The organism is Paenibacillus kribbensis (assembly GCF_001705305.1).
Lineage (GTDB): Bacteria > Bacillota > Bacilli > Paenibacillales > Paenibacillaceae > Paenibacillus > Paenibacillus kribbensis_B.
In genome coordinates, this window is the sequence record NZ_MCBP01000003.1 from 223854 (window position 1) to 236524 (window position 12671).

General features: G+C 47.7%; 10 protein-coding genes. 8 read left to right on the top strand and 2 right to left on the bottom strand.

The annotated features are described in order from the left end of the window. Positions 1-258: 258 nt before the first annotated feature. The 7 genes from BAZ21_RS06950 to BAZ21_RS06980 all read left to right on the top strand — a co-directional run bounded on the left by BAZ21_RS06950 (position 259) and on the right by BAZ21_RS06980 (position 9591). Positions 259-1923, top strand: a complete 1665-nt coding sequence (locus BAZ21_RS06950; protein WP_068498426.1) for a PucR family transcriptional regulator — start codon at positions 259-261, stop codon at positions 1921-1923. A gap of 101 nt (positions 1924-2024) precedes the next feature. Then, the gene (locus BAZ21_RS06955; protein ID WP_068498427.1) at positions 2025-3548 is read left to right on the top strand and encodes a copper amine oxidase N-terminal domain-containing protein; all 1524 of its coding nucleotides are present in this window, start codon (positions 2025-2027) and stop codon (positions 3546-3548) included. Between the two features lie 279 nt (positions 3549-3827). After that, a complete protein-coding gene (locus BAZ21_RS06960; RefSeq protein ID WP_068498429.1) occupies positions 3828-5135 on the top strand; it encodes a galactokinase in 1308 nt (435 codons plus the stop codon). A gap of 165 nt (positions 5136-5300) precedes the next feature. Further along, positions 5301-6218, top strand: a complete 918-nt coding sequence (locus BAZ21_RS06965; protein WP_068498432.1) for a PD-(D/E)XK nuclease family protein — start codon at positions 5301-5303, stop codon at positions 6216-6218. A 45-nt stretch (positions 6219-6263) separates the two neighbouring features. Further along, positions 6264-7067 (top strand): aminoglycoside phosphotransferase family protein, encoded by an 804-nt coding sequence (locus tag BAZ21_RS06970; RefSeq protein WP_068498435.1) that lies wholly within the window; start codon positions 6264-6266, stop codon positions 7065-7067. A 160-nt stretch (positions 7068-7227) separates the two neighbouring features. Then, positions 7228-7887 (top strand): SGNH/GDSL hydrolase family protein, encoded by a 660-nt coding sequence (locus tag BAZ21_RS06975; protein ID WP_068498437.1) that lies wholly within the window; start codon positions 7228-7230, stop codon positions 7885-7887. Between the two features lie 432 nt (positions 7888-8319). Next, positions 8320-9591: a methyl-accepting chemotaxis protein gene (locus BAZ21_RS06980; protein ID WP_068498439.1), complete on the top strand. Its 1272-nt coding sequence runs from the start codon at positions 8320-8322 to the stop codon at positions 9589-9591. A 90-nt stretch (positions 9592-9681) separates the two neighbouring features. Here the strand turns inward: BAZ21_RS06980 and BAZ21_RS06985 are convergent, their stop codons facing one another. After that, a complete protein-coding gene (locus tag BAZ21_RS06985) occupies positions 9682-9894 on the bottom strand; it encodes a hypothetical protein (protein WP_007429094.1) in 213 nt (70 codons plus the stop codon). Positions 9895-10109: 215 nt separating this feature from the next. Here BAZ21_RS06985 and BAZ21_RS06990 point away from each other — a divergent pair, with 215 nt between their 5' ends. Further along, a complete protein-coding gene (locus BAZ21_RS06990) occupies positions 10110-11543 on the top strand; it encodes an N-acyl-D-glucosamine 2-epimerase (RefSeq protein ID WP_068498441.1) in 1434 nt (477 codons plus the stop codon). Positions 11544-11721: 178 nt separating this feature from the next. Here the strand turns inward: BAZ21_RS06990 and BAZ21_RS06995 are convergent, their stop codons facing one another. After that, positions 11722-12399, bottom strand: a complete 678-nt coding sequence (locus tag BAZ21_RS06995) for a peptidylprolyl isomerase (RefSeq protein WP_068498443.1) — start codon at positions 12397-12399, stop codon at positions 11722-11724. Between the last annotated feature and the right edge of the window lie 272 nt (positions 12400-12671).

Genomic DNA, 12671 nt, shown 5'->3' on the forward strand with positions numbered 1-12671 from the left:
GGGCAGCTATGCTGCTATGATGCTGTTTACTGGCATTAAATATTACAAAAATTGCATTATCATTTTGTGCAAGCTGCCGATTAGTTATATGGACTCAAGCTGATAAATGCAATTCATGTTAGATTAGGTACAGTTTACAGGGGGTGAAGCTCCTTGACATCATACATTTTGTCGGATTATCTGACTTGAAGGCTCGACTTTTTGATGAATATATGTCATATAATATGACATAAGGACATATACATAAGGAGAATGCCGATGAACGGTAAAAAAACATTTACCATTGCGGATGTGCTGGAACGTCCTGTTTTCCGGCGGGCCAAGTTGGCGGCAGGGAAGCAGGGTACGAACCGCCGGGTTGGTTGGGTACATGTGTTGGAAATCACAAATGTTTCTCCGTTTGTGAGTCGCCATGACCTGATTCTGACGACTGGCCTGTGGCTAACCCGGAAAGGGGAGGAGCGCGCCGAGTATATGGAGCAGCTGATCCGCTCGGAAGCGGCGGGATTGTGTGTGGAGCTGGGCACAAGCATTCATGAAATCCCGCTGCAAATTCTGGAGCTGGCGGAACAACACCATTTTCCGGTCATCGTATTTGAGCAGCCCGTACGTTTTGTGGAAATTACGCAAGATATTCATTCCCTTCTTATTAACCGCCATCATGAATTGCTAAAAGATCTGGAGCGCTTTTCACGTCAGCTTCAGCAGGAAACGCTGCGCAGCACCGATATGAACGCTCTCTTGCGAGTGCTCCATGACTATACCGCCCGGCAGATCATCTACATGTCCTCCATAGACACCAACCGATTCGTACCTTCCGTCCAGTCGGAAGCGGCGGACCGCATTGCAGATTTTTATGCCAATGAGGTGGCATCCAGCATGACTGCTGATCGCGAGGGGCACCTGCTGTTTCAGCTGAATGAATCCACTGCCGTCTTGTTTCAGCCTGTTGTATGCTTTGGTCAGGTGTTTTCCGCTGTAGGTTTGGTGCTGCACGGTGAACCCCCGACGGAAGAAATGTCACTGTTGCTTGATTACACAGCCAAGGCAGCCGCTACACTGGTGCTGAGGACACAATTTCTCGAAGACCGATTATTACGCAACCAGAATGAATTGATTCAGGATGTATTGAACGGGCAGCTTCCGAGCGAAGAACAGGCTCAGACCCGGATGGGGCTGCGATTATTATCGAAGGGACAGTATTTATTTTGGGCAGGGGTTATCGAGGTGGAGCATCAGGATAAGGACGCCAGTCAGGTGCGCAAGGAATCCATCAACCAGGATGTGCTGGTGCTGCTTCGTTCTTTGTTGAAAAAAGAGACGCTCCATAATCTGTTAATGATGAAGGGCAGTCAATGCTACATCCTTTGTGCCAAGGAGGAATTAACGCTGCGTTCTGCAGCGCAAATGAGAAAAGTGCTTGCCCATACCGTACAATATATTCAGAATTATGCCGCAGGACAGCTTGACAAGGTGCGCATTCATGCAGGATTTGGTAAAGTAAGGCACCGTATGACAGGGACGGATCGCAGTTTTGAAGAGGCATATCAGGTCATTGAAGTAGCGCGAAGCGTCCCGGCCATGAAGGATCGGCTGTTTTACGACAGCATCGGAATCTATCAGCTATTGAAGGCAGCACCCAGTATTCCTTTTTTACAAGAGTTTGTACAGGACCATTTGGGCGGACTGATTGCGCACGATCGTGAGCATCATATGCAGCTACTGGACACGCTGGATGCCTACTTTCAATGTCATGGCTCCAAGCGTGATACTGCCGGGATGTTATACATTCACAGGCAAACTCTTTATAATCGGCTGGACAAAATTAATGAAATCGTCGAGGGAAGTCTGGCAGACCCGGACAAACGTCGCTGTCTGGAGATGGCACTACTGGCTCACCGTATGCTGCAGGCTGAAAATTGATTCTAAATGACTAGTTCTATTTTCCAATCTGATTATTTACAATGCGTGTTAACACTGAGATAATAGAAGAGAGTACGGTAATATCTTGAAAGGGGATTAATATGAATATAAAAAAATGGATTGCTGTCCCTCTTATTCTGTTAATGGTAGCTTTGACAGGTTGTCAGGCAGTAGGAGGATTTGATGTAAGTAAAAATCTTTTGGGAACACTTGATGTGAAATCCCAGCAGTCAACAGAGAAGATATCTCTTAAATTGACTCCAAGGGAAGGAATTACGCAAGGTGATCAGGAAATCATAGATCTTCTTAATTCCATTTCGGTAACGGTGGATGAAGCCAAGGTGCAATCGGAGGAGATCGCTTCTGCCAAGGGTACATTGCACATCGATAAGTATAATTTGCCGTTTGAGCTTGCTTTGGATCGCCAAGGTATGGCTATTCAACTGGAAGGTGCCAAAAAACCTTATTACATACCTTTGAACTCGTATGAGGGTTTAGGCGGTCTGCCTGCCGGATTTGATCCTTATGTATACTCCAAGGATGTAAAAGACCTGACCAAAACAGCTATGGCACTTGTGCTCAAGCATGCTCCTAACCCTTCAACCATTTCTGCAACATCTGTAACCGAGGAAGTATATGGTGAAAAGGACAAAGTGAAACTGACCCATCTGCATGCTGAACTTCGTGGCGATGAGCTGGTAGCGCTTGTGAAACCGTTCCTGACTAATCTGGCCAAGGACGAGGCAGGCTTGAAAGAACTGATCGGGCAAGCCATTGATGTGACCAAAAATATCGCTTCCGGCATGGCTATTGAAGGTAGTGATAAAGTAACAACTGAACTGAATGCCAACAAGGAAAAGCTGGTTAATGAGGCTTACACCGAGGTTAAAAAGTATCTGGATCTGGCTGTTGCGCAGTATGATACAGGAGTTAGTACTTTGTACGCACAGTCCCCTGAAATTAAAACAGTTTTGAGTGCGAATACAGTGCTGAAAACCGACCTGTATTTTGATGAAAAAGGAAATGCCCGCAAATCATCGGCAGACCTGACGGTGGCTTTGCCAGATGTGGAAGGTATTCCAGTGAAGTCCTTCTCGATTCTGACTGAAACCCAGTCTTGGAATATCAATGGCAATGTAACGGCTGACAAAGTGGATATTTCGAAAGGCGTTATTGACCTGAATAAACAAGCTGAATTAACGCCGGGAGCGACACTCCGTAATTTTGATGAGAATTCTCCGATCTACAATATTTTAAAAAATGATCTGGAAATTACAAAGGTAGAAACCACCTTCGATCCGAAAGACGATTACTACGTTTTGGAGAATCGTAGAGGTACAGCCTTCATTCCGCTGCGTGAATTGACATACGAGCTGAACTCCGAATTAAAATGGGATGCAGCTGCCAAGCAAATTACAGTAGTGGATGATATTACAGGCAAGACACTCAAGCTGAAAAGCGGCTCCAAACAAGCTACACTGGAAGGAAGCACGTTGACGCTGCCACAAGCTCCATATACGGATCAATATGGAACGCTGTATGTTCCTTTCAAAACAGTTGCCGAGGCGCTTGGTGCCACTGTAACTCGTAGCAGTAATGGGGAATATGTACTGAAACGCAATTAAAAAGAACTGCCACATATCTGTCTCCAGCCAACACTGTCGGTGCATGGAATATGGCGGATATAGACACAGGAACTGGCCCGTTCAAGGGCCGGTTCCTTTTTTTTTCTGTTGATTTTGTAAGGAAACATTCTCGGAAAACGATTAAAATAAGCGCCTACAGATTAAAAAAGTACCCTGTTTTTGTACAGGAAAAATTGAGATAATCATAGTGTTATTTCGCCATTATATATTTGCGGGCAGGCGCCACAGTGGAAATCACCTACAATAGGGGGATATACGATGAAAGATATGGAACTATTGAATTCCAGCGAGGGACAAATTGTACTCGCCCGGATGTATGGTCAACAGCAGGTTTCAGAGCAAACGACGCGATATCAATCACTTATACAGGCATACCAGGAGCACTTCGGCGTCGGGGATATTGAACTGTTTAGTGCTCCGGGGCGATGCGAAATTGGAGGAAATCATACAGACCACAATCACGGGAAGGTGCTGGCAGGCAGTATTACACTTGATACTATCGCTGTAGCTGCTAAAGTGGAGGAGCCTGTAATTACGTTCTTTTCAGAAGGCTACCAAACGAAATACGTCATTCATTTAAACGACTTGTCGCCACAACCGGAAGATGACGGTACGACGCTGCTGGTTCGCGGTATGATCGCTGGCCTGCTCGAATTCGGCTATCGAATCGGAGGATTCCAGGCTTATATATCCAGCAATGTGTTCTCTGCTTCAGGCTTAAGCTCTTCCGCTTCGTTTGAAATTCTGATATGCACGATCATCAGTCATTTTTATAATGAGGGAACGCTGGATGCTGTCGCCAAATCCAAAATCGGCCAGTACGCGGAAAATCGCTACTGGAACAAGCCGTCGGGTCTGCTCGACCAAATGGCTTGCGCATATGGGGGATTGGTTGCGATCGACTTTGTAAACCCCAAGGAACCGATCATCAACCCGGTTCATTGGAATTTCGGGCAAAACGGATATTCCCTGGTTATCGTAAATACAGGCGGAAATCATGCTGATTTGACAGATGATTACGCTGCGGTGCCAAACGAAATGTATGCAGTGGCTCAGTCCTTGGGGGCTTCTGTTTGCCGTGACTTATCGCCGGAAGATCTGTATGCCAATCTCAAAATGGTCAGGGAAACAGCAGGAGATCGTGCAGTGCTGCGTGCCTTGCATTTTTTTGAAGAAAACAAGCGTGTGGATGAACAGGTGAAGGCGCTGCAGGAGAGACGCTTTTCTGATTTCTTGAGGCTCGTCACCGAATCCGGTAATTCTTCATGGAAATGGCTTCAAAACGTATATAGAAGTGAGGTTGCCCGGGAACAGGACGTATCCGTTGCACTTGCTTTAACAGAAATGTATTTGAAATCAATAGATGACAGCGCATGCAGGGTACATGGTGGTGGCTTTGCTGGAGTCATCTTGACGATTCTTCCGAATGATTATGTTGAAGATTATAAGACGTGGATCAGCGGAATGCTGGGAACTCCCGTACTCGTTGTCAACGTCCGTGAGCACGGTGCCGTTAATGTCAGTGATTTGATTAGTGATTTGATTCATGCGGAGAAGAAGTATTGACCATAAGGCCATGGCTGGATGGGCCTCAGGAGTCATTGCGAATTGACTATACTAGACAGTCGAAGACTTTAACCCATGGGGTAAAGTCTTCGTTCTTTTTGGACGGTGAAGCCCAGGCTTGCGTTATAATAGAGCATGGAAGTTCTAATGAAGGAGGGCCTATTTATGGCTATGTACCCGTCCTGGTCCTATTCGCAATCGAGGGCTCAAACATTCGATGAATGCTTACGCAAATACTACTACCATTATTACGGCTCGCATAACGGCTGGAACCCCGCACAGGGCAGTGAAGAGCAGGTTACGTTGTATCGGCTCAAGCAGCTGAGCAACTTATATATTTTATTCGGGAATATTACGCACCAAATGTGTGAATCGGTCATACGAGGGTGGATGGAAAAAGGTGCGATTCCACGTCCGGCGTACCTGGAGACAGCGATGAAGAACATGCTGAACAACAGTTACAAGGAATCGCTGCACCGTGAGCTATGGCAGCAAAATCCCAAAAATCGCATTATGCTCGCTGAAATTTATTATGATGACGAGGTGCTTTCGGAACGGATTGCCCGGATTAAGGAGCGACAGCATGCGGTGGTACACAATCTGTACCGTACTGCGGTTTGGCGCGAATTACAGCAGGGCGAGGCTAGAATCGTCGAGGTGGAAAAGTGGGATACGATGCTGCTTTACGAGACGAAGGTATATGTCAAAATGGATTTGCTCTACCGCAGAGCCAATGGAGACATGGTTATCGTAGATTGGAAGACAGGTAAGGAAGGCGACTTCTCCGACCAGCTATTTTTGTATGCTTCCTATGTGCAGGAGCATTACCAGCTCCCCTTGGAGAAGATCGAGGTGCGTGTGGAATATTTGATGACCGGAGAGCATGAAATGTACCGGCCTGTGCAGGAGGATATCGACAAGGTGGTTCGTAATGTCGGGCGATACATCGAGGAAATGAAGTCTTGTCTTGATGACGATTACTATAATCGACCAAAGCAGGAGTCTTTTTTCACCCCAATGCCTTCACGTAGAGCGTGTGGGGACTGTAATTTCCGGGAGGTATGTAAGTACCGGGCGGTGTAAGGCTAGAGTGTGATAGGTGGAACAAATGCGGATGGGGGAATCATAATGAGCAAAGGCGCAATGATCGGAAAAGGTATGACTGCTGAGGTTTATGAATGGGGGAATCAGCAGGTGTTAAAGCTCTATTACGATGGCTATCAGCCTGAAAGGGTTCGATTTGAAGCCGAGATCGGCAGGGCTGTCAAGGAAGCCGGAGTACCTGCCCCAGGCGTTTACGAGATGTTGGAGGAAGAAGGGCGGCATGGACTGCTTTACGAACGAATTCCGGGAGTATCTATGCTTGCTATGATTCAAAGCTCCCCGTATAAAATGTTGAAATATGCAAGAGAGATGGCTCGTCTTCATTGGAGCATTCATAGCTGTTCAACGACTGCACTTCCTCGCCAAAAAGACAGATTGGAGCAAGCAATTAATGACTCCAAAACATTATTGGGAGAGAGAACAAAGCTGATTTGTGAATTTATGAACACTTTACCAGCCGGTCATTGGGTTTGTCATGGTGATTTACATCCCGACAATATCTTAATGACGAAACATCAATCGGTTGCAATTGATTGGTCAAACGCAAACATGGGGGACCCGATGTGTGATGTAGCCAAAACTTCATTAATGCTGCTTTCTCCGTATAATCCACTAGGGACACCGAGAATGCTGGAGCCTTTGTTGCGTGTATTTAAAAAAATATTACACAGAGCTTACTTGAATGAATATTGCAGGAGCTCCAATATAAGTGCTGATAGCATGAATAGCTGGATATTACCTGTAGCGGCTGCTAGGTTAAGAGATGGCATTCCCGGTGAGCAAGAGTGGCTACTACATCTCATTAATCATCGGCTTCAATACATGTAGGTACTGCTGTACAATCCATCCCTTATAAAATTACAACAAGCGAGCTATGGCTATATGGCAAATCTACAATTCTCCCATGTTTTGAAATCGCTTTCTAATTTAGAAGATACGAGGTATGATAAGGGTATTATTGGAAAAGATGAAGGAGGAAATTAGGGAGATGGCGAGTACAGGACATATACGTATTCTTTTTCAGGGGGATTCCATCACAGATGGGGGAAGAGGACGGAATGAGGACGCGAACCATTGGCTGGGTCATAGCTATGTGTATCTGATCGCGGGTGCACTGGGGAGTCGTTTGGCTACAACGCAGCCGGAATTTGTGAACCGGGGAATTTCGGGGGATCGGGCTTCGGATTTGTATGCACGCTGGAATGAGGATACGTTTAGCCTGAAGCCGGACCTGCTCAGTATTCTGATCGGAGTGAACGATGCCTGGCGAATCGTGGAGCAGGAGCCGTCCGGGGTGACGGACCGATTTGAACGAGCCTATCGCCACATCTTGGAGGAAACGCGCGAGGTGCTGCCGGATACCGGATTAGTGCTGTGTGAGCCGTTTATTTTGAAAACGGGAGCTACCGAAGTACGGTGGGATATTTGGCAGGAGAAAATAACGGGCTATCAGCAGCTCGTACGTCAGCTTGCAGACGAGTTTGGGGCCGTATTTGTGCCGCTGCAAGGCATGCTGAACGAGGCAGCTACCAAGGCAGACGCCTCCTACTGGCTGCATGATGGGGTTCATCCGACAGCGGTTGGGAACCAGTTGATAGCCGATCAATGGATAGATGTCGTGCAACAGAGCCGGTTGGCAATCCGCTAGCGTGATGAATCATAGTCTACTCCTTGTCATTTTTGAGTAATACACGATTATGGACATACTTACTTAGAAAATGGGAGTTTACTGTGCTGGAAAAAAACAGTCACCAAATAGACACAATTGAAGCGGTCAAGAAAGAAGTTGTCAGTCAGGAAAATGACAGTAATTCCGAATGATGGATGTAAGCTTGTTGATGAATCGTTGATTTAAAAATGGGACGAATGTCTGTAAAGTAAGTAGCAGCGCGGTTCGTCCAGTTTTTTGTTGCGGACTGCGGCCTGTTAATCGATTGTTTTTACAGTTAGGCCGCGGGGCTTAAGTCTCCCTATCTTTATGCTCATAATTAAAATTGTCTGTGAAAAATACTACTAGAATTGTAGCAATTTTATGGTAAAATGGAATCAAATTTGAGTTTTTTGGGGTGGGCTACGGTACATGAAGATGTCACTAGGTACGAAAATGGTTGCTGCATTTGTAGCGATTTCTGCAATAACCTATGGAACAAGCGCTTTTTTTATTTTTGTACTCAAGGACTGGCTCGCTCATGATGCACAGGAATGGGTGTACACTTCGATCATTCTGTTATTGGGTGTCCTGTGGAGTGGCATTTTGGGCTGGTTGATCTCAAAATTACTCACACGTCCAATCGTTAGATTGGCAAAGGCGGCAGAGGAAGCTTCAGCGGGAAATCTGTCGGTTGTCATTCCGGAACGTCGTTCGGATGATGAAATCAAGGTGCTTTATGATGCATTCCGGCATATGATGCTGAACATTAAGGATATGTTTAACGAGATATCGTACAGTACCAAAACAACTTCGCAAAGTGCGGAAAATCTGAGTTTGGCTATTGTACAGGCTACGACACAGATTGAGGCCATGTCTTCGGTGGTCGAAGATATTTTGAATGGCGTGGAGCAGCAGAAGCAAGCTTCCTCCCAGTCCATTGAAACAGCGGATCGAATGCTGGGTGATTTTAAAATGATGCGTAGCAAATCGGGACATATGCTGGAACTGTCAGGTCACATGGAGAATTCAGTGGATTCAACGCAGACCGTATTTTCATCCCTTATGAATGGAATGGAAGAGCTGACAGCTTCACACGGTCGTTCGCAGCAGGTTATTGCACGTCTGGAAAAGGAAGCTTCCCAAATTGAAGCGATTACAAGCACGGTCAAGGATATCGCGGAACAGACCCATCTGCTGGCGCTGAACGCTTCCATCGAAGCCGCCCGCGCGGGAGAAGAAGGTAACGGGTTTGCCGTAGTGGCTCACCAAATTCGTGCACTTGCAGCCCAAAGTACGGAGTCTGTACAGCAAATTAATGCCATCGTTAGCCGTGTGCAGTCGCAAATCGTAGAAACGGTGCAGCTGATGCATCAGCAAACGTCGTTGGTCAGCGCTGAGGCCGAACGGACAAGCTCTGTGGATCAGACGTTGAATCGCTTGAACGCTATTGTACACGAATTTGTCGAGAGCATCCGCTTAATGGAAGAAGCCGTAACCGAGCAGACGAACCGGGTAGATCAAACCTTTGAACAAATTCGTCGTATTCAGCAAATGTCAGGGGCCTTCTCGGAAGGTGCACACAAGATTTATACGGCGGCTCATGAGGAAACCGCGATTATGCAGGAAATTTCGTCTTCTTCCGAGGATTTGAAAGTGCTTACGAATAAACTTATGATGAAAACACGTGGAATTCAACTATAGCAGGAACAGCCATGAGACATGATGTCTAAAGCCAAATATAGCCGCTGTACACCGGAAAACGAAGCAAAATGGTTCCCCGGTGCGTGGTGGCTATTTTTTAATTTCAAAAAATTCACATTGTTTTCTTGGATGGTAAGCCACATCACTGACACTGGATTGCACGACGATGGTCTGATCGTCAAAACGGATGATGGTTCCGCCCGAGCCAATCAACTGGTCGTCCTGAAATACCCGGACACGAAGATGGCGTTCCAGTGCCTCACTGAAATCCTGATCTGTAATTAATCGGCGATTAATGGGCATGAGAGATCTCCTTTGAATATGATATCTATTATCATAAAGGTTGAGGTATGGAACAAGCAAGAAGGGCGGCTAGAACATGTTCGGTTTTCTGGTATAAAATAGAATGCAACGAAAGGGGAACAGAGATTTTGGCGGAAGAGGTCATAGCACTGTATAGAAATACATATTGAAAAGAATCTGTGGCGGAGAAAACGCGAGTAACGGAGGTGGATCGAATGAGCTATCACACAAATGGCAGATCTGAATCGACAGATCCTGTAGCACTGACCGGAAAAATGAAACCGTGGGCGCTGAGTGGCCCCAGTATTCAAATCGATCCGCTGTTTCCCTATTACGCCAACCGTTCGCGGGACAGTATAGCAGATGAAATCGCTCTTGCGGGCTACCAGACCGTCCATTATTTTGTTGTTCGTGAAAATGAAGTGGATGGAGCGCTTGTCGCCGCTTTTCAGCGCAGAGGCATAGCCGTGTGGGCGATGGTGCTGGGCAACGGCTCTTTTGGCGTGTTACATCTGCCCCCGGAGTGGAAAGGATGGCGCATGGAGCTGCTGCGTGAACCAGACGACGGGTTTCAGCGGCTTTCGCATTTTGCACACGAGTATGTGGAGTGGAAAAAGAAAGCCGCTGCCCGGCTCGTCACCGACATTCCGTTCGACGGATTCGAGGTGGCGGAGCCTTATTTTCCCGAATGGAACGGGCTGCGCAGTGGAGTATACGGGGATATCGGACCGCATGCACAGCGCGCCTTCCGCAAGCGCAGCGGTGAGGACATTCCGGATTTCCGAGATAAGCATGCGCGGAATTATTACCGGAAGGTCCCGGAGCTGTACGCGCAGTGGGTCGATCTGCGCGTGGACGCCGTGAACGGGCTGATTGACGAGCTGGTGAACGGCGAAGGCGGTGTGCGTGATGTCCGGCCGGACATCTGCGTGGCGACATGGTCGCTTGCTGTGAATGGGCGCGGCGATGTTCCCGGCCAGCTGCGGGAATGGCAGGGCCTGGACGCAGTAGCGATGATCCGGTGCGTCGCCCCGGATATGCATGTGCTCCAGACCCATTGGCCGGACTGGATGCGCCGCCGCCTGCCGCCGCATTATATTCGCGGCTATGCCCGCATGGCGCAGTCGATACGCGCCGCTTATCCGGGCCTGCCCCTCGGGGTGCAGGCGGATATCGGTTCCCTCGCGAACATGGTTCGAGATCGCGAGTGGATACGGCGGTTTGGGGCTGTCGCCCAGGAGGGCGACTACGACACCTGGGCCGCCTATGAATACCATCTGGGCGGCTATATGTATGATGAGCCGCCCAGACCACTTAGGGCAGAGCGAACGGCCGCAGATGAGCTGATGGTTTCTTTCAGCAAGCGGATTGCCATACCGTCAGTAGATGAGCTGCGCCTCTGGAGCCGGGAGAGCGCAATGGGTGCAACTGGCCAGTTGGGTGATACAGTGAGCAGCGCTTCCCCGGCACCGCTGGAGCTTGTGGATGCAGTGGCAGATGGAAATCGTCTACTGCTGCGCATACGCCATTTGCCGCAGCGGACGTTTCATCTGAGACTTGAGGGAGTTCAGGATACACCGGAGCTATGGCTGCTCAAGGGCAGGAAGGCACACCGCAACCTGCCAGAACATGAAGTGGATGTTCCTTAAGTTTTAAAATAATGATTGAAAACGCTTCCCTGTGTGTATATACTCTTACTACACCTCAGAGACTGCAGCTTAGGAAGCACCAGCCAGGGGAGATGCAACAACGACCTCATGCACATGCACAAGGTCGTTGCTGTCTCCTCGTTTTGAAAGACGAGTTTGAATGTAATTTTATTTCATCTTATTTTACTTTGACTGGAGCCGGATATTTTTTACCCAGCGTGTCCACGGTTACTTTTTTCATTGTAACTGGTTTGAGCGGTTTGTCATTGCTATCCCGTTTGGAGTTGACGATGGCATCGACCACTTCCATCCCGGACGTCACTTTACCGAAAGCAGCATATTGACCGTCGAGGTAGTCCGCATTGGCAACCATGATGAAAAATTGTGATCCGGCTGAATCCAGATCCGCCGAGCGGGCCATAGATAATACACCGCGTGTATGTTTGAGCGTATTGTTGAAGCCATTGCTCTTGAACTCACCTTTGATACTGTAGCCGGGACCACCTGTACCATTACCTTGCGGATCGCCACCTTGAATCATGAAGCCCGGAATTACACGATGGAAAATGGTACCGTTATAAGCCCCCTTTTGCACCAAAGAGATGAAATTGTTGACGGTGTTTGGCGCTACTTCAGGGTACAGCTCAAGTTTAATCTTTTTACCATCATTCATGACAATCGTAACGATGGGATGGGATACAGCCTTGCTTTTGTCTTTAGTCGCAGCAGGAGCTGGATTGCTTGTCCGGCTTGCGGCTTCCACGTCGGTCGCTTTTGTGCCGCATCCGGCAACAAGCACGAGCATGATGGCCAGAAGGCACAACATGTACCATGGGCGTATCGTTTTTCGGTTCATTGATATTCCTCCTGAAAGGTTGGATGGTGTAACATCCTAAATTATAGTTTGGGGGCAGCGCAGAGCACTTTTCCATTTTCTATCATACCTTTTTTGCTGGGATATGGAAATACTGGTTTGAAAGCCGTATTCTTGACCCATACTGCTGCTATTCCCAAGGAAAGGGGCAGGATCATGATGGAGGTAGACAAAAAGCTGGCTAAAGGTCTCATATGGGGTGTGGCGTTCAGTCTTCCGGTTTGGATAGGGGTGTTGTACTCGGTGCAGCATAT

Bases quoted from the DNA above. Each gene is read 5' to 3' on its own strand.
- BAZ21_RS06960 (WP_068498429.1), top strand. From the start codon at position 3,828: ATGAAAGATATGGAACTATTGAATTCCAGCGAGGGACAAATTGTACTC.
- BAZ21_RS06950 (WP_068498426.1), top strand. From the start codon at position 259: ATGAACGGTAAAAAAACATTTACCATTGCGGATGTGCTGGAACGTCCT.
- BAZ21_RS06955 (WP_068498427.1), top strand. From the start codon at position 2,025: ATGAATATAAAAAAATGGATTGCTGTCCCTCTTATTCTGTTAATGGTA.
- BAZ21_RS06985 (WP_007429094.1), bottom strand. From the start codon at position 9,894: ATGCCCATTAATCGCCGATTAATTACAGATCAGGATTTCAGTGAGGCA.
- BAZ21_RS06970 (WP_068498435.1), top strand. From the start codon at position 6,264: ATGAGCAAAGGCGCAATGATCGGAAAAGGTATGACTGCTGAGGTTTAT.
- BAZ21_RS06995 (WP_068498443.1), bottom strand. From the start codon at position 12,399: ATGAACCGAAAAACGATACGCCCATGGTACATGTTGTGCCTTCTGGCC.
- BAZ21_RS06965 (WP_068498432.1), top strand. From the start codon at position 5,301: ATGGCTATGTACCCGTCCTGGTCCTATTCGCAATCGAGGGCTCAAACA.
- BAZ21_RS06975 (WP_068498437.1), top strand. From the start codon at position 7,228: ATGGCGAGTACAGGACATATACGTATTCTTTTTCAGGGGGATTCCATC.
- BAZ21_RS06980 (WP_068498439.1), top strand. From the start codon at position 8,320: ATGAAGATGTCACTAGGTACGAAAATGGTTGCTGCATTTGTAGCGATT.
- BAZ21_RS06990 (WP_068498441.1), top strand. From the start codon at position 10,110: ATGAGCTATCACACAAATGGCAGATCTGAATCGACAGATCCTGTAGCA.